Source organism: Marichromatium sp. PS1, from assembly GCF_041155115.1.
Classification (GTDB): domain Bacteria; phylum Pseudomonadota; class Gammaproteobacteria; order Chromatiales; family Chromatiaceae; genus Marichromatium; species Marichromatium gracile.
In genome coordinates, this window is sequence record NZ_BAAFHB010000004.1 from 383,267 (window position 1) to 401,149 (window position 17,883).

At 70.2% G+C, this 17,883-nt stretch carries 11 protein-coding genes and 2 tRNA genes; 2 read left to right on the plus strand and 11 right to left on the minus strand.

Annotated features, from left to right (window positions below):
• Positions 1-146 precede the first annotated feature (146 nt).
• Complete coding sequence (katG, locus tag ACAM26_RS10835; RefSeq protein ID WP_369613633.1) at positions 147-2,321, plus strand: catalase/peroxidase HPI; 2,175 nt, start codon at positions 147-149, stop codon at positions 2,319-2,321.
• Between the two features lie 51 nt (positions 2,322-2,372).
• Here katG and ACAM26_RS10840 read toward each other — a convergent pair whose 3' ends face one another.
• From ACAM26_RS10840 to uvrC, 8 genes are all read right to left on the minus strand, one after another.
• Positions 2,373-4,391 (minus strand): TonB-dependent hemoglobin/transferrin/lactoferrin family receptor, encoded by a 2,019-nt coding sequence (locus tag ACAM26_RS10840; protein ID WP_369613634.1) that lies wholly within the window; start codon positions 4,389-4,391, stop codon positions 2,373-2,375.
• Positions 4,392-4,451: 60 nt separating this feature from the next.
• Positions 4,452-5,894, minus strand: coding sequence for an FMN-binding protein (locus ACAM26_RS10845; RefSeq protein WP_369613635.1), 1,443 nt, complete (start codon positions 5,892-5,894; stop codon positions 4,452-4,454).
• Positions 5,881-6,795 carry a sirohydrochlorin chelatase gene (locus tag ACAM26_RS10850; RefSeq protein WP_369613636.1) on the minus strand — a complete coding sequence of 305 codons (915 nt, stop codon included), beginning with the start codon at positions 6,793-6,795 and terminating at the stop codon, positions 5,881-5,883. Before ACAM26_RS10850 ends, ACAM26_RS10845 begins: the two co-directional genes overlap by 14 nt.
• Positions 6,796-6,906: 111 nt before the next feature.
• Complete coding sequence (locus ACAM26_RS10855; RefSeq protein WP_369613637.1) at positions 6,907-9,009, minus strand: DUF4407 domain-containing protein; 2,103 nt, start codon at positions 9,007-9,009, stop codon at positions 6,907-6,909.
• A 114-nt stretch (positions 9,010-9,123) separates the two neighbouring features.
• Positions 9,124-9,199, minus strand: a tRNA-Gly gene (locus ACAM26_RS10860).
• A gap of 135 nt (positions 9,200-9,334) precedes the next feature.
• Positions 9,335-9,410 (minus strand) — tRNA-Gly (locus ACAM26_RS10865).
• A 63-nt stretch (positions 9,411-9,473) separates the two neighbouring features.
• Positions 9,474-10,040 (minus strand): CDP-diacylglycerol--glycerol-3-phosphate 3-phosphatidyltransferase, encoded by a 567-nt coding sequence (pgsA, locus tag ACAM26_RS10870; protein WP_132230063.1) that lies wholly within the window; start codon positions 10,038-10,040, stop codon positions 9,474-9,476.
• Between the two features lie 4 nt (positions 10,041-10,044).
• On the minus strand, positions 10,045-11,892 hold the full coding sequence (uvrC, locus tag ACAM26_RS10875; RefSeq protein ID WP_123140936.1) for an excinuclease ABC subunit UvrC: 1,848 nt from the start codon (positions 11,890-11,892) through the stop codon (positions 10,045-10,047).
• Positions 11,893-12,063: 171 nt separating this feature from the next.
• Here uvrC and ACAM26_RS10880 point away from each other — a divergent pair, with 171 nt between their 5' ends.
• Positions 12,064-13,419: an SPOR domain-containing protein gene (locus ACAM26_RS10880; protein ID WP_369613638.1), complete on the plus strand. Its 1,356-nt coding sequence runs from the start codon at positions 12,064-12,066 to the stop codon at positions 13,417-13,419.
• 14 nt (positions 13,420-13,433) lie between these two features.
• Here the strand turns inward: ACAM26_RS10880 and ACAM26_RS10885 are convergent, their stop codons facing one another.
• From ACAM26_RS10885 to ACAM26_RS10895, 3 genes are read right to left on the minus strand one after another with little or no spacing between them, the layout of a single operon-like run.
• Positions 13,434-15,785, minus strand: a complete 2,352-nt coding sequence (locus tag ACAM26_RS10885) for an RND family transporter (protein WP_369613639.1) — start codon at positions 15,783-15,785, stop codon at positions 13,434-13,436.
• 25 nt (positions 15,786-15,810) lie between these two features.
• On the minus strand, positions 15,811-17,028 hold the full coding sequence (locus ACAM26_RS10890; RefSeq protein ID WP_123142417.1) for a DUF1302 family protein: 1,218 nt from the start codon (positions 17,026-17,028) through the stop codon (positions 15,811-15,813).
• 22 nt (positions 17,029-17,050) lie between these two features.
• Entirely contained in the window at positions 17,051-17,836 is a 786-nt protein-coding gene (locus ACAM26_RS10895) for an outer membrane lipoprotein-sorting protein (RefSeq protein WP_123140932.1), read from the minus strand.
• Positions 17,837-17,883: the final 47 nt, after the last annotated feature.

Genomic DNA, 17,883 nt, shown 5'->3' on the forward strand with positions numbered 1-17,883 from the left:
AAGACCAACCTGATCGCTATTGCCGATGAATCGCATGCGGCCAAACGATTAGCGCCCGATCGCCCCGCCTCCTACGCTGATGCCATACCGCACCCGCCGCGACGGCGGTGCATTCCAATCGACGCATCCACGAACGGAGAGCCGCGATGAACCAGCAGACGACCCAGGGGACCGGCACGTGTCCGGTGATGCACGGCGCGAACACCACCGTGGGCGCCACCAACATGGACTGGTGGCCGAAGGCGCTCAATCTCGACATCCTCCACCAGCACGACCGCAAGAGCGACCCGATGGGCGCGGACTTCGACTATCGCAAGGCGCTCGAACAGCTCGACGTCGAGGGCCTCAAGCGCGACCTGCACGCGCTGATGACCGACAGCCAGGCGTGGTGGCCCGCCGACTGGGGACACTATGGCGGGCTGATGATCCGCATGGCCTGGCACGCCGCCGGCAGCTATCGCATCGCCGACGGGCGCGGCGGCGCCGGCACCGGCAACCAGCGCTTCGCCCCGCTCAACAGCTGGCCGGACAACGTCAACCTCGACAAGGCGCGCCGCCTGCTGTGGCCGATCAAGAAGAAGTACGGCAACCGCGTGAGCTGGGCCGACCTGATCGTGCTCGCCGGCACCATCGCCTATGAGTCGATGGGGCTCAAGACCTTCGGCTTCGCCTTCGGGCGCGAGGACATCTGGCACCCCGAGCAGGACATCTACTGGGGCTCGGAGAAGGACTGGCTGGCCCCCACGGACAACCCCGAGAGCCGCTACTCCGGCGAACGCGACCTGGAGAATCCGCTGGCGGCGGTGATGATGGGGCTGATCTACGTCAACCCCGAGGGGGTCGACGGCAACCCCGACCCGCTGCGCACCGCGCAGGACGTGCGCGAGACCTTCGCCCGCATGGCGATGGACGACGAGGAGACCGTCGCCCTCACCGCCGGCGGTCACACCGTCGGCAAGTGTCACGGCAACGGTGATGCCGCCCTGCTCGGCCCCGAGCCCGAGGCCGCCGCGCCCGAGGACCAGGGGCTCGGCTGGATCAACAAGACCACCCGGGGGATCGGTCGCGACGCGGTCACCAGCGGCATCGAGGGCGCCTGGACGACCCACCCGACGCGCTGGGACGAGGGCTACTTCGCCATGCTGCTGGGTCACGAGTGGGCGCTGGCGAAGAGCCCGGCCGGGGCCTGGCAGTGGCAGCCGGTCGAGATCGCCGAGGCCGACCGTCCGGTCGACGTCGAGGACCCGTCGATCCGACGCACCCCGATCATGACCGACGCCGACATGGCGATGAAGATGGACCCGGCCTATCGCAAGATCGCCGAGCGCTTCCACCAGGACCCGGCGTACTTCTCCGAGGTCTTCGCCCGCGCCTGGTTCAAGCTCACCCATCGCGACATGGGTCCCAAGGCGCGCTATATCGGCCCCGACGTCCCCGCCGAGGACCTGATCTGGCAGGACCCGATCCCCGCCGGCCCGACCGACTACGACGTCGAGGAGGTCAAGGCGCGGATCGCCGAGAGCGGCCTCGGGATCGGCGAGCTGGTTGCCACCGCCTGGGACAGCGCCCGCACCTTCCGCGGCTCCGACCTGCGCGGCGGCGCCAATGGCGCGCGCATCCGGCTCGCGCCGCAGAAGGACTGGCCGGGTAACGAGCCCGAGCGCCTGGGCCGGGTGCTCGGGGTGCTCGAGGGCATCGCCAAGGCGTCCGGCGCGAGCCTCGCCGACACCATCGTGCTCGCCGGCAACGTCGGGGTCGAGCAGGCGGCGCGCGCCGCCGGGTTCGAGATCCACGTGCCCTTCGCCCGCGGTCGCGGCGACGCCAGCGCGGAGATGACCGACGCCGACTCCTTCGCGCCACTCGAACCCGTCCACGACGGCTACCGCAACTGGCTCAAGCAGGACGACACCGTCAGCCCCGAGGAGCTGCTGCTCGACCGCACCCAGCTGATGGGCCTCACCGCCCCCGAGATGACGGTGCTGATCGGCGGCATGCGGGTGCTCGGCACCAACCACGGCGGCACCCGCCACGGGGTGTTCACCGATCGCGTCGGGGTGTTGAGCAACGACTTCTTCGTCAATCTCACCGACATGGCCTATCGCTGGGAGCCGGCGGGCGAGAACCGCTACGAGATCCGTGAGCGCGCCAGCGGCGAGCTGCGCTGGACCGCGACCCGGGTCGACCTGGTGTTCGGCTCCAACGCCATCCTGCGCGCCTATGCCGAGGTCTACGCCCAGGACGACAACCGCGAGAAGTTCGTCCACGACTTCGTCGCCGCCTGGACCAAGGTGATGAACGCCGATCGTTTCGATCTGGTCTGACACGCCCCCGCCGCGCCGCGCCGTCGCCGCGGCGCGGGGTGGCGCGTGATCTCAGAAGCGATAGCTCAGGGTCGCCTTGAGGTTGCGCCCCGGTCCCTCGAGCGCGGAGAGATAGGGCAGATAATCCTCGTCGAACAGGTTGTCGATGCCGAGATCGAGGGTGAGATCGCGGTGCGGGCGCCAGGTCAGCCACAGGTCGTGGAGCTGATAGGCGTCGGCGGGCGTGCCGTCGACCGGCACCCGGTCCTGCTCGGCGACGAAGCGCGCGCGCCAGCCCAGCTCGACCCGCTGCTCGGGCAGTCGCAGCCCGGTCTCGAACTGCCAGGTGTCGGGCTGCACGCTCGAGAGCGGCTCGCCACTGGTCTTGTCCTCGCCCCGGGTGCGGGCGAAGAAGGCGTTGGCGAACCAGCGCCCGGCGTCGTACCCGGCCTCCAGCTCGAAGCCCTCGAGCCTGGCCGAATCGACGTTGCGGAAGCTCGTCACCCCACCGCGCTGCGGGTTGCCCGGCACCGGATAGAAGACGAACTGCACGATCTGGTCGATGAAGTCGTCGACGTCGTTGCGGAAGGCGCGCGCCTGGAAGCGGGCATGATCGCCCGGTGCGAACAGGTCGTCGCGATGCAGCCGGATGCCGATCTCCTTGTTGTGCGCCTTCTCGGGTTCGAGATCGGGGTTGGGCACGAACAGGTTCTGGCAGCCGCGACCACAGCTGAAATGGGTCCCGGAGACATAGAGCTCGGAGACACCGGGGGCACGGAAGGCCTCGTTGTAGCTCGCCTGCAGCGACAGCCAGTCGGTGACGGCGATATCCACCCCGAGCTTGGCCGAGAAGGCGCTGTCGTCGTGATCCTCCAGCGTCGCATCGTCGCTCTCGCGGGTGTAGCGGTCCCAGCGCACCCCGGGGATCAGCGTCCAGCGCTCGCCGATCATGATCTCGTCCTGGAGAAAGAGCCCGAGCACCTCGCCCTCGCCGTCGGGGTAGCTGGTGCGCGGCGCGCCGTCGCGGCGGGCCTCGACGCTGTCGCGATGCCACTCGAGGCCGTAGCTCACCAGCTGCGCCAGGGCGCCCTCGCCGGAGAAGTGCATCTGGTTGCGCAGGTCGCCCCCCAGGGTCTCGATCTCGGTCTCGTCCTCGCGACCGTCGTGCAGCCGGGTCTCGTCGATGTCGGTGAGGTTGCGATAGAGGGTCAGCGACGGGTTGAACCAGGGCTGATCCGGCGAGGCGTGACGATAGCGCAGCGCCAGATTGGTCTGCTGGATGTCGCGATCGAGCAGATCCTCGGCGGTGGCGGCGATCTGGGCGTTCGACGGCACCTCGCCGGAGAGCGCGCCGCCCATCAGCGAGAGCCCGAAGTGGTTGACCCCATCCGGGGTCCAGTTGAGCTTGCCGAGCCCGGAGAGGCGTTCGTAGCCGGAGTGATCGAGATCCTCGCCGTTGCCGAGGGCAACGTCACCGGCCTCGCGGTAGGAGAGATTGAGCAGGTAGTCGAGCCCGTCGGTCGGCGCGCCATAGACCGCCGCCGCCCCCAGCCACTCGTCGTTGACGTCCTGATAGCCGGTCTTGACCAGTCCGCCGATGCGCTGCCCCGGGCGCAGCAGATCGGCCGCCTCCCGGGTCTGCAACGCCACCACCCCGCCGATCGCGCCGCTGCCCCAGAGCGCCGAGGCCGGGCCACGCAGCACCTCGACGCGTTCGAGCAGCTCGGGCTCGACGAAGATCCGCGCGCTGTGCGAGCGCGAGAAGTTCTGCCGCACCCCGTCGATCAGATAGAGCAGCCGGCTGTCGCCGATGCCGCGGATGGTCAGCTGCTGCCCGGCCGGGCGCGGACCGCCGCCGAGGGCGACGTTGGGCAGGGTCTCGAGCACCTCGCCGACGGTGCTCGGCTGGTTGCGCTCGAGCTGGTCGCGCTCGACCACGCTGACCGACTCGGGCAGGGTGTCGACGGCGCGCTCGGTGCCGGTGGCCACCACCGAGATGGTCGGCAGGCGGGGCTCGGCGGCCAGCGGCTGGGCGAGCGCGGCCAGCGCGCAGCAACCGACCAGCCGCGGGAGCGATGCGGATTGGGACATCATGGATCACCTCGAAGACAGGGCCGACATCGCTGGCGTGGAGGCTGGCGTCGGGATGGATCAGGATCTCTCGGACAGCGTCTGCGGCACGGGCGCGGCAACCCGCACCCCGGCGCCACGGCGCGACGGACGCACCGCGCGCGCGACCAGATCGAGCACCGCACCGGTCGGACAGAGCAGCCGACACCACAGCATCGGCACCCAGGCCGCGACCCGCAGCACCAGGAAGAGCGCGAGCAGGAACCACGGTGACGCGACATCGAGCGCGAACAGGTCGGGGAACAGCTCGAACCCGCTCCAGCGCTCGACACCGAGCACCACCCCGCCGATCAGCACCGCCGCCAGCACCAGCCGCAGCCAGTACATCGTGCGAGCGCCGAGCGGCCAGCGACGCCAGCGCGAGCGCCGGTCGAGACGCGCCACCAGCCGTTGTGCCTGACCGAAGGGACAGAGGTGACGACAATAGGTGTTGTCGTCCCAGATCGCGCCGAGCAGCACCAGCACGGCATAGCCACCGACCAGCGCCGAGACCGAGACACCGAGCAGCGGATGGAGCAGGTTGAGATAGGTGAAGCCGAGGTTGAACAGGAAGCCGAGCGTCACCAGGCTGATCAACCCGAGCAGGGTTCGCTCGGTCCGCTCCAGCCGCCAGCGCCGCTGCCAGACGAGCGCGAACAGCACCAGGAGCAGCGCCAGCTGCCAGACCCAGCGATCGGAGAGCGGCGCCTCCAGCGCGAAGCCCCGGGCCGGACGGTCGAGATGCTCGTCGAGCACCGGCGCGGCGCTGTCGATCAGCTCGTCGAGGGCGCGCGCCAGCGCCTGCGAGGTCAGGGTCGCGCCGCTCACCGCGTCGATCCGTTGCAACCCCGGGGCGATCTCGACGGCGCGGGCGCGATCGTAGAACCCGGCGCGCTCGACCCGGTGCAGATAGCTCGGGGTCTCGCGCGACTCCAGTAGCACCAGCTCGCGCACCCCGCCCTCGGCATCGAGATAGACGCCGATGTGCAGCGGCCCGGCGAAGCCGCGCACCCGGCTGTCGAGCCCGAGGTTGTCGAGATAGACCCCGCGATGGCGCCCGGCGCGATCGCGCCGCTCGGCGAGCGGCAGCCCCTCGGTGGCCTGCGCCAGCGCGCGATAGCCGTCCGGGTCGCCGGCCTCGGCGCGCGCGGCCAACGCGGCGGCGGCCTCGCCCGGAGCAACGCGTGCCGGATCATCGCCGCCGAGCAGGCCGAAGCCGCTCGGCGCCGACTCGGCGGCACCGAGCAGCGCATAGCCGTGTCCCCGGGTGGGGACCGCGCCGCTCATCAGCCCGAACCCCGTGCTCGCCGCCTCGCCCGTCCGGCCGATCAGCCGCGGCTGCGCGTGTGCCGGATCGACGGGGTCGATGCGGAAGGCCGGGCCGGTCTCGACCGGCTCGGCGCGCGCCCACAGCACGGCGATGAGCACAACGAGCAGCAGGGTCGCGGCGACCCGACGGCGGCCGAGCCGCTCAAGCGCCACCATCGAGGGTCTGCCTCACGATCTCGACCACCCAGTCGTTGAGACCGGCGTCGGGCAGGATGGCGTCGCCGGCATAGCGTATCCGGCTGCCCTCCGGACTCTGCGCCACCGCCTCGCCGATGATGTCGTCCTGGAAGGCGGGGTCGACGGCGACCAGCACCGGCAGCACCGCCGCCCGGTCCTCCAGCTCCAGCACCTGCTCGATCGCGCGCAGGGTCGGCTCGGGCGAGTAGTCGACCAGGTGCCCGCACCAGGCATAGGCGACGGTGTCGATGCCCGCCTTGAGCTTGAGATAACGCCCGATGTCGCCGACCAGGGCCTCCCACTGCTGGTTGTAACTGGCATCGCCGTAGGCCACCAGCACCACCCCGGTGTCCTCGGTCTCGCCGACGAGCGCCTGGGTGCGGCGCAGCAGGTTCTTCTTCAGCAGCGAGGAGAAGTCGAGCATCGGGGTCAGGGTGACACGCGCCCGGGGACGATAGAGTTCGATCTCCTCCTCGGCGAGCCTGGTCATGACCTTGGGGTCGGCCTTCATGCCGAGGATGGTGGGGATGTCGTCGAGCGAGTGCGAGCTGACGGTGAGAAACAGCGGCACCACGATCACCTCGTCGAACCCGGCCTCGTCGAAGGCGCGCATCTGGGTGCCGATCGAGGGTTCGTTGTACTCCATGAAGGCGGTACGCACCTCGGCGATCCGGCCATCGGCCATGATGCGATCGCGCACCGATTCCTCGACATCGACCAGCATGTCGCGCCAGTTCTTCGAGTGCGAGCCGTGGTTGACCAGCAGCACCCCGACCTTGGCCCCCTGCCCCTCCTCGGGGACCGGTTCGCCGCAGCCGCCCAGCAGCAGCGGCAACAGCACCAGGACGGCGAGGGCCCGTTTCAGCAATCGTCTGTTCATGGCGGTGGATCGACTCCTCAATCGCGCGAGTCCCCTGTACACGATTCTCGGGGACGATGATTCCGGCCAGGGATGATATTGGCTTCGAGAATCATTATCAATTGAGAACTGTCAATCCGCTGTCGGCAACTCCTCGCCCGCCCGCTCATCGGTCCCCTCCCCCGCCCCCGTCTCGAACAGCCAGCGACCCAGCGCGTCCTCGATCAGAGCGATACGTGTGCGCACCGTCGCCAGTCGCTGTTCGGCACCCTCGGTCAGCGCCCGCGCCTCGGTCAGCTCGACCTCCAGCGCATGTGCCCGTTCGCGCGCACGTCGGGCACGGCGCGAGCCCGGGCTCGTCGCCACCGCCGCAAGCTGCTCGCCGATCTCGTCGAGCGCGCGCTCGAGCCCCACCACCCGCGCCCGCGCTGCTGACAGGCGCTCGCGCTCGACCGCCTCGCGCTCACCGAGCCGGTCCAGTACCCCCTGTACCCGCGCCAGCCGTGCCTCGGCCTCCTCGCGTCGGGCCCGCCCGGCACGACTGAGCGCGGCCTCGTGTCCCTCGCGCTCCAGGGTGTGCATGCGCTGCTGGTGCAGCACCTCGATCTCGCGCTCGCGCAGTCGTTGCTCCTCGCCGAGCTGGCGCAACTCGTCGTCGAAACGCGCCCGACGCTGTCGCAAGGCCTCGCGCTCGCCCTCCTGGTGCAGCGCCCACTCGGCCTCGGCGCGTGCGCGCCGTTGCGCGCGTTCCTCGCGCAGCGCCTCCTCCAGCGAGGCGTTGCGCAGTTCGAGTTCACGCGCATGGGCCTCCAACTCGCGCGCGCGCCGCTCCCGCGCCAGCGCCTGCTCCTCGGCGAGCTCGGCGTGCCGGGCACGCTCCCGCGCCGCCTCCAGACGCTGCTCGCGCTCGGCGGACTCCACCGGCGCCGCGGCCTCGAGCAGTGCCAGTCGGGCCGACTGGAAGGTGCCGGGATCGCGCTCGTGCGCGCGCCAGGCGGTGGCGAACTCGTGCGGCGAGAGCCGCCGCGCCGGGTCCTCCCAGTGCTCGAAGCCGGGGATCGTGGCGAGACCGCCGCGCAGATACTTGCGGTACTGCCCTTGCAGACGATCGTCGAAATAGGCGCGCACCGCCCCCGGCTCGAACAGCTTGAGCGCGAGCAGCGCGCAGAAGAGGATGGCGAGCAGCGCCTGGGCGAAGCCCTCGACGGTCTCGAAGTGCGGTACGCCGCGCTCGTCGGGGCGCGCGCGCAGCGCCTCGAGCGCCTTGGAGCGGGCGGCGAAGGTCAGGCGCGGGGGCTCGGCCGGGGGCTGCTCGGCGGCGAGTTCGGCGCGGAGGCGTTCGCGCTCGGCCGCGCCCGAGGCACGCAGCGCGTCGAGCCGCGCAGCGAGCGCGCGCAGCCGCTGCTCGGTCTCCGCGATCTCGGTGCCGGTCCCGCCGAGCCGAGCGCCGAGCGCGGCCTCGGCACGCTCGACCTCGGTCTCCAGTTCGGCGGCCTGACGTTCCCAGCGTCTGGCCTCGGGACCATAGCCGGGCGGGCGCCCGGCGCGACCGTGCAACTCGTCGCCGAGCCGCAGACGGGCGGCGGCCAACTCCTCGCGCAGCAGTTCGAGTCCGGGGGCGGCGGCCGACTCGATCCGCGCGCGGCGCGCCCGCGCGGCCTCGAGCGTCTCGGTGAGGCGCGCGCGCTCGGCCTCCAGGGCCGCGATCCGTGCGCCGGTCTCGCGTGCCAGCGGCGCCAGACGCTCGGCGAGCCGGGCCTCCAGCCGCGCGGCACGCTCGGCCTGATAGCGCTCGACCTGGCGCTGGTGATGGAGGGCGATGTCGTCGGCGCGGATCAGCCGCGCCAGCAGGGGCGCGGTGACATAGAGCGAGAGCGCGACGATGAGCACGCGCACCAGCACCCCGACGAACCAGCGCGTGCGCGCGCCGAGACCGCCGCGCGGTCGCTCCGAGAGCATCAGCGAGGCATCGACCACCCAGATCACGGTGAACATCAGCAGGAAGAAGAAGATCCCCGCCGGCCAGCGCAGCCAGGGGCTCGCCTCGGGCACCAGCGAGGCGCCGACCAGCCCCCAGACGACGCCCTCGAGCAGCGCCATCAGCAGGATCAACAGGGTCGCGAAGCCGAGCCAGATGCGCACGGCCGGGGTGAGCAACGCGGCGCCGTAGGGACGCAGCCGCAAGCGGTCGAGCAGGAGACGCCCGGGGCCCGGGCGCGACCATCCATTCGCCATCTCGAGACCTCGACAGGAACGGCGGCACACAGACGCCGACCAGGGAGAGATGGGGATGGGAGATGACGGGCACAAAAAAACCGGCATCTTTCGATACCGGTTTTCTTGAGTGTTTGGAGCGGGAAACGAGACTCGAACTCGCGACCCCAACCTTGGCAAGGTTGTGCTCTACCAACTGAGCTATTCCCGCTTTATTTTTTGAATTTTAACGTCTTTCGTGACGATGTTCAAGTGCCTTCTTGAACCGGTCGGTGGCGCCGATGCAGCCTGCCGACCAAAAAGCCCGATCGCCTCAAACCCGCGAAGCGGTCGTTCTTTCGGAATTTGGAGCGGGAAACGAGACTCGAACTCGCGACCCCAACCTTGGCAAGGTTGTGCTCTACCAACTGAGCTATTCCCGCCGAAAGAGATGCCCATTATAGACGACATCTCCGGGGCGTCAACCCCTATCGTCATATTTTTTTTCAGTCGCCCTGCTTGGCGCCGCTCAGGCTCGGCCAGGCCGCGCGCAGATAGAGCACCATCGACCACAGGGTCAGGATGGCGGCGACATAGAGCAGCGCCACGCCGAGACCGTAGAGCCAGGGGCCGAAGATCGACTCGCGCAGGATGAGGATGGCGATCGAGATCATCTGCACCGTGGTCTTGATCTTGCCGAGCATGGAGACGGCCACCGCCGCGCGGTCGCCGATCTCGGCCATCCACTCACGCACCGCGGAGACGGCGATCTCGCGCCCGATGATCACCATCACCGGTAGCGCCATCAGCACCCGCGGGTCGGCCTGCACGGCGACCACCAGGGCCACGGCCACCATCAGCTTGTCGGCCACCGGGTCGAGGAAGGCGCCGAGCGGCGAGGTCTGGCTCCAGCGGCGCGCCAGATAACCATCGAGCCAGTCGGTCAGCGCCGCGGCACCGAACACGGCGGCGGCGGCATAGGCGGCCCAGGGGGCATCGACATAGAAGACGGCGACGAACACCGGGATCAGCAGGATCCGCAGCAACGTCAGCAGATTGGGGAGGTTCCACATAAGGTCAGGGTCCAGCGGCCTCGCGGTGGAGGGCATCGTAGATCTGTTGGGCCAGGTGCCGGCTGATCCCCTCGACCCCGGCGATGTCCTCGACACCGGCCCGGATCAGGCCGCGCATGCCGCCAAATTGCCTGAGGAGTCGCTGTCGGCGCTTGGGACCGATTCCGTCGATGCCTTCCAGCACCGAGGTGGTGCGGGCCTTGGCTCGCCGCTGGCGGTGGGCCGTGATCGCAAAACGATGGGCTTCGTCACGGATCTGCTCGATGAGATGCATGGCCGGCGAATCGCTCGGCAGTATAACGGGCGCCTCCCGCCCCAACAACCAGAGCTGTTCGGTGCCGGGGCGTCGGTCCGGCCCCTTGGAGACGCCGACCAGACAGTCGAGCCGCATCCCCAGCTCGGTCAGCGCGGCGGCCGCGGCGTTGAGCTGACCGCGCCCGCCGTCGATGAAGAGCACGTCGGGTTCGGGCGCCTCGCCGCGCTGCACCCGGGTGTAGCGACGGGTCAGCGCCTGGGCCATGGCGGCATAGTCGTCGCCCGGGGTGATACCCTCGATGTTGAAGCGACGGTAGTCGGACTTGCGCGGCCCCTCGCCGTCGAACACCACGCAGGAGGCCACCGTGCGCTCACCCCGGGTATGGCTGATGTCGAAGCACTCCATCCGGCGCGGCACGGCATCGAGCGCCAGCGCCTCGCGCAGCGACTCCAACCTCAGCCCGTAGCCGGCGCGACTGCCGAGCCGCGCGCGCAGCGCCACCTCGGCGTTGGCGCGCACCATCTCCAGCCAGCGCGCGCGCTCGGCGCGCACCCGCGACTTGATCCGCACCCGGTGACCGGCGTGCTCGCCGAGCGCCTGCTCGAGCAGCCCCTGCTCCTCGACCGACTCGCCGACGACCAGCTCCCCCGGGACCTCGTGCCCGGCATAGAACTGAGCGAGGAAGGCCGCGAGCACCCCGTCCGTCGCCGTCTCCTCGGGCACGCGCGGGAAGAACGCGCGGGTGCCGAGGCTGCGCCCGCCGCGCACGAACATCACCGCCACGCAGCTCTGCCCCCCGTCCTGCACGCAGGCGAGCAGATCGAGATCGCCGCCCTCGCCGCTGACGTACTGACGCTGCAGCACCTGACGCAGCTGCTCGATGCGGTCGCGCAGCTCGGCGGCGCGTTCGAACTCGAGCGCGGCGGCGGCGGCCTCCATCTCGGCGACCAGCTCGTCGATCAGCTCGGGCGCCCGCCCCTCCAGGAACTTGACGGTACGCGCCACGTCGGCGGCATAGCTCGCCTCGTCGACCAGCCCGACACAGGGACCGCTGCAGCGCTTGATCTGGTACTGCAGACAGGGGCGCGAGCGGTTGCGGAAGACGGCCTCCTCGCACTGGCGCAGGGGGAAGACCTTCTGCAGCAGCTGCAGCGTCTCGCGCACCGCCCAGACGTTCGGATAGGGGCCGAACAGCCGCCCCGCGCGCGGGCGCGCACCGCGGTGGAAGGTCAACCGGGGGAAACGGTCCTGGGTGGTGAGGAGGATGTGCGGATAGCCCTTGTCATCGCGCAACAGCACGTTGAAACGCGGCTGCAGCGACTTGATGAGATTGCTCTCGAGCAGCAGCGCCTCGCCCTCGGTCCGGGTGACGGTGATGGCGATGTCGGCGATCAGGCTCACCATCAACTGAATACGACGGTTGAGCTGACGGCTGCGACTGAAGTAGCTTGCCACCCGGCGTCGGAGATTCTTCGCCTTGCCGACGTAGAGCACCGTGCCCTCGGCGTCGAGCATGCGATAGACCCCGGGTGACTGGGGGATGCCCTGGAGCAGGCTCCGGGGATCGGATCGATTGGCGTCTGCTGCGACACTCATGCAAGGATTCGTCTCGTCGGCCCCGCCGAACGGGGCGGCATCGATTGATTGTGCGCGTCCTTGTCCCTGGGCCAGGCTCGACTCCAACATGGGGGCGATCCAGGCGATTGCGCGCCAGCGCGCGCCCCACCCCGCCCCCAGGCCCTGGACTCACTGCGCGAGGAGCGTTGGATGACAGAAGAGAATTCCACACCGCGCACCGCCGAGGCGGGCGCGAAGCAGGATCGGGACGCCGCCCTGATCGCCACCATCAGCCATCGTCTCGCCCGGGTCGCCGAACAGGACCCGGACGGCACCGAGACCCTGGTCAACAGTCTGGGGCGGGCGCTCGCCCAACTCGACCAGGGGCAGATCGGGATGCGCGAGCGCATCTATCTCGCCGAGATCCTCCAAGCCTTCGAGGACCTGGAGACCGACCCGCGCCAGCTGCGCACCCTCGAACGGCTCGCCGAGGACATGGTCGCCCCGATGCCGGAGCCGGGCGCCCAGGACAACACCCTGGAGTCGCTGTTCGAGGACCCGCTGCCGGGGCGCGTCCATCAGGCCCAGAAGAGATCCCCCGAGCCCGAGCCTCAACCCGAACCCGAGCCGCCACCGAGACCGCGGCCGACCCCGCCGCCCGAACCCGCACCGCCGCCCAGACCGGAGCCGGAGCCGGAACCCATAGCCGCCGTCCACGAACTCGACGACGACATTTGGGAGCGCACGCCCGCGCCCGCGCCGCCACCGCCGCGGCCCGAGCGACGCGCACCGCCACCACCGCCCGAGCCGGACCCCGAGCCCTTGGCACGCGCCAGCCGGGCACGTCCGCGGCCCGACGCCGACGGTCGCGCGTCTGGCACGGCCAGCGCGACGACACAGCGGCTCGATCCACGCGACCGTAAATGGTGGGAGAGACAGCTCGAGCGCGTCAAGCTCCAGGGCGCGGCCGCGCTCGGCGCGCTCGGCGGGGTATTGGTGCTGGTGATCGCGCTCGCCTGGTGGAACCTGGGGGGCGCGGTCGCCGGACTCGGCGCCGGGCTCAGCGACGAGCCGCTGCGCGCCATCCAGGGGCTCGAGACCCAGGTCTCGGGGCTCCAGGCCGAGGTCCGGGCGCTCACCGACGCGCTCGAGACCACCCGCGCCGAGCTGGCCGAGGCACGACGCGACGCGCCCGTCGACGACGGCGACGCCGACTTCCCCGACGCCCCCCTCGCAGCAACCCCGGCGCCGACCACCCCGACGCCGACCGCCGCGCCCGGACGGCGCGTCGCGCTCAAGGAGATCCGCTACACCCTGCAGCTCGGCGCCTTCCTCAGCGAGGAGCGCGCCGGGCGCTTCCAGCGCCAGCTCGCCGCCCAGGGGATCGACACCTGGCGCATCGACAGCGGCCCGGGCAGCGGCTGGATCGCCATCACCGAGGGCATCTACCCCGGCTGGACGCCCGCGGCCACCGCCCTGGCCAAGCTCCCCCGACCACTGCGCGACGCCGGCGCCTGGGTGCGCGAGCTGCCGGTCGGCACCGAGCTCTACACCGGGCGGCGCTGAGGCCGCCCGGCCCCTCACCCCCGGCGTGACCGGGGGTCGAAGGGACGCAGCCGCTCGAGCAGCACCGGGGTGACGAAGAAGTCGGTGAGCAGCGCCGCACCGATCCCCAGCGCCACCAGCGCGCCCATGTGGACGAACATGTTCACCGTCGAGGCGAGATAGACGGAGAAGTTCAGCACCAGCACCACCGAGGTCAGCACCAGGGCGACGCCGACGCTGGTGAAGGTACGCCGGATCGACTCGACGTAATCGCCACCGGTGCGCTGGTGCTCGAGCCGGGCATGGGCGATGAAGTGGATGCTGTCGTCGACCGCCAGCCCCAGCAGCATCGGCATGATGGTCACCGTCATGATGTCCATCGGGATCCCGCTCCAGCCCATGGCGCCACCGACGGCGAGCGCCGGGGCGACGTTCGGGATCATCGCGATCAGGCCGATGCGCACCCCGCCGAAGACCACCATCATCAACCCCCCGATGATCACCAGCGCCACCATGAAGGAGCCGAGCTGGCCCCAGGTGACCTGGTGCATCATGTAGGTGTACTGCGCGATCGAGCCGATCAGATACACCTTGGCGTCGGGGAACAACTCGGCGGCGCGGGCGCGGATACGCTCGAGCTCGCGCTCGGCCTCCTCCGAGTCGTAGTCGCTGACCTCGATCATCATCCGCAGTCGCTGGTAGTCGTAATCGACCCAGCGCGCCGCCTCGGTGCCGCCGGCGTTCTCGTAGAGCAACAGCAGCTGGGCGAGCAGCTGGCGATCCTCCGGCAGCCGGTAGTCGGCGTCGCCGCCGCCGAACACCGCCTGGTGCAGGTCCTTCACCACCAGGTTGAGCGAGGTCACCCGCTTGGTCAGCGGGAAGCCGAGGATCTCCTCGCGCAGCTGGTCGAGCTTGGCGAGGTTGGCCGGCTCGCGCGCCTTGTCCGGGGCGTCGAAGGCGATCGCCAGGTCATAGGCGTAGAGCGAGCCGACCTCGCTCTCGGCCACCGCGTTCATCCGCGCGATATAGGGCACCTGCAGCCCCATGGTCTCGCGATAGTCGAACGAGACGCGGAACTGACTGAGCCCGGCCACGCAGCCCAGGGTGAGCAGCAGGAAGACGGCGATCACCGCACGCGGACGACGCAACACCCAGCCGCCGAAGGCGCCGAGCAGCCGCTCCAGCGCACGCCCACGGGGGCGATCGCCCGGACCCGCGTCCGGCGCCGGGGCGCGATCCCGACCGAAGCTCAGCAGCACCGGCAACACCAGCACCACCAGCGCCCAGGTCACCAGCACCAGGCTCGCCGCGGTGTAGCCGATCCAGTGGATCGGCTGCAGCGGGATGAGCAGGAAGGAGAGCATCGCCGCGGCCGTGGTCAGCGCGGTGAACAGCAGCGGCCAGCCGGTCTCCTCCAGGGCGTGGAGGATCGCCGCGCGGCGCGCGCCGGTGACGAGGAAGCGACGGCGGAAGTGGTTGATGACATGGATCGAGTAGCCGATCGACACCGCCATGCCGAGAAACAGCGGCAGGAACACCAGCGAGGGGTCGATACCGACGCCGAGATGGCCCTGCACCCCGAGCACCATCGCCATCGCCGCCGCCGCGGTGAGCAGCGGGAAGAGCACGCCCCACACCGAGCGCAGCGTCACCGCCAGGATCAGCGCGCTGACCAGCAGCGAGATCCCCAGCAGGCGCGGCGCCTCGGCGTTGAAGAACCGCTTCTTCTCGTAGTTGACCGCCGGCAGCCCCGAGACCTGCGGGCGCATGAAGGCGTACTCGGGCTGGGCGGCGATCTCGCTGCAGCTGCGCCCGACCTGCAGGTCCGGGCCCTCGCTGCGCGCGACCTCGCCATAGCCGTGGAGACGCAGCATCACCCAGGTCTGGGTGCCGTCGGCCGAGACCAGCCGATCGCGGATCGACGGGCGCGACATCGCCAGGGCGCGGATCTCGGCGAGCGCCGCGGCCGACTCCGGCACCGGCTCGGGGACCAGCTCGGTGATCTCCAGCCCCTCCTCGCTCCCGAGCATGAACTCCAGGTCGGTCAGCGACAGCACCTCGTCGGCATGGGGGACGCGACGCTCCAGCTCGGTGCCGAGCGCGCGGATGCCGCGCAGCACCTCGGGGCTGAACACGTCCTCGTGCTCGATCAGCACCGCGCAATAGTCGCTGTTGCCGAAGATGCGCTCGAAATGGTCGTGGTCCTGACGCATGGCGTCGTCTTCGAGCAGCCAGTTGTCCGGGTCGACATCGCTGTGCAGGCCGCCGATCCCGGACACCGCCGCACCGAGACAGAGCCCGACGCCGAGCAGCACCCACAGTCGGCGACGCAGCAAGGTCTCGGTGAGCCGGCGAAAGCCGAGGTTGACGCGCTCGATCCTCAGCATGACGCGCTCCCCGTGGCGGCGCGGGTCAGAAGCTGTACTTGAGCTTGAGCCATAACTGATCGTTCTCCTTGTAGAAGGCGAAAGCCCCCTCCTCGCCGCCGAACAGGTCGAGCCCGAGACCGGCGTGGAAGCGATCGGTGACCGCGTAATCGAGGCTGAGGCGGTTGTAGTAGCCCTGCTCGTTGGGACGGACGAAGAGCAGGTTGCTGAATTCGAGGGTCTCGCGCAGCAGATCGGCGCTCAGCCCCAGGGTGAGCACCGGGGTATGGGCCTCGCTGGCCAGGCCCTGGCCATAGCCGGGGATCCAGGCGTCCGAGACCTGGGCGATCAGCGTCCAGTTGTTGCCCGGCGTCCAATCCAGCCCGAGCATCCAGTGCAGCAGGTCCTCGCGGCGCAGCGGGTCGCGCCAGTCGGCGGGCTCGAGGCGCTGCCCCTGGATGTAGACCGCCTCGCCACGGAACACGAAGCTCTGCCACGGACGGGCGAACTCCAGCCCCCAGAGGGTCAGACGATGGTGGCGCGGCACCAGGGTGAGGGCGCCGTCGGCGCCAGACTCGCGATCGAGGCTCGGCAGGTCCTCCCAGGTGTGGAGGACGGAGACGGCGAGATCGAGCCCGGCGCCGTAGTAGGACCAGCGCGCGGCGAACACCCCCTCGTCGAGGGCGCTGCCGGGACGCTCGACGCCCGCGCGCGCCACCCCCTCGGGGACCGGGTCGGGCAGCGCCCAGACCTCGCTCGGCGCGCGTCCGGGGCGAAAGCGCGGCGACCAGATCAGCGTGATCTGGCTGGAGTCGTCGAGCCGGCGCAGCCGTAGCGCGTCGACCCCGAGCCGCACCTCGTCGAGCTCGCGGGTGAGCGACTCGGAGCTGTCCAGGGTCGAGACCCGGTCGACGATACGCAGCCCGTCGGCACGCCCCCAGATCACCACCTGGCGCCCGAGTCGCGCGTCCCAGCCGCGCCCGACTAGATCGAGATAGCCCTCGTCGAGCTCGATCCGGTTGCCCTCGAAGGCGAGATCACGCTCGGCGGTGATGCGCGCGAACAGCTGACGATCGCCCTCGCCGGCGTAGAGCCGCAGCCGCGCCCGGGCGCGCGAGCCCTGGGTGTCCTGAGGGGCGGCAAGCTGCAGCGCCTGATAGGTCTCGACGAAACCGTCCCAGCTCAGGGTGTCGAGCAGCTCGCCCGAGGCCGCCGGCGACAGACAGCCACAGCACAGCAGGACGGCGACGAGACGGCGACACATCGACGGGAACGACACGGCGGGGTCAGCGCAGATGGCCGCGCTGGATCGCCGAGACCTCGAAGAGCGCGTCGCGCAGCCCGGTGTCGTGGGCGATCTCCTCGATGGTCATCAGCGTGCGGTGGTCCTGCTGGACGTTGTGCATCTCGGTGCGGAACTGCACCCAGAAGCCGTCCTGCTGGCGCGCCTCGAGCACCCGCAGCACCTTGAGCAGACCGCGGTGGTCGTAGAACTCGACCTTGATCGGCAGGTCGGCGTCCTTGCGCACCCACACCTGCTTGCGGGTATAGAACTCGTCGGCAGCCTTGGGCACCGACTCCACCACCCAGCAATCGTGCCCGTCGAGGCGTTCCTCACCGATCAGTTGATGGGTGTCCTCCTCGACGCTGCGGTCGCCCAAATCGTCATAGGTGAAGTCCGAGCCCATGAAGGCGTCGTTGCGCGACTCGCCCATGATCCGCCGCACCCGCTTGAGCGCGGGCAGATAGAGCCAGCGATCGTCGTCACGCGCGATGTCGTCGTACTCCCAGGTGAGGAAGGCGGTGCCCTTGACGTCGGGCGGCGACTGCAGCGCCATCACCTTGCGGGTGTCCGGCCCGTCGTCCTTGGACAGCACCAGCATCCGCCGCACCCGGGTGCTGCCGTTGCTGTTGATCAGCTCCATCACCATGGTCGAGCGGCGATCCTCACCGTCGGGACGCTGATCGACACGGGTCATGATCTCCTCGCCGGTGGGGGCGGCGAGGGTCGTGGCGGCGGTGAGCGCGAGCGCGCCGGCGAGCAGGCGGGATAACAGTTGGGCGCTGGGCATCGATGGGGTCCTCTGATCGGTTTCGGGGAGGCCCCCAGCCTATGAGT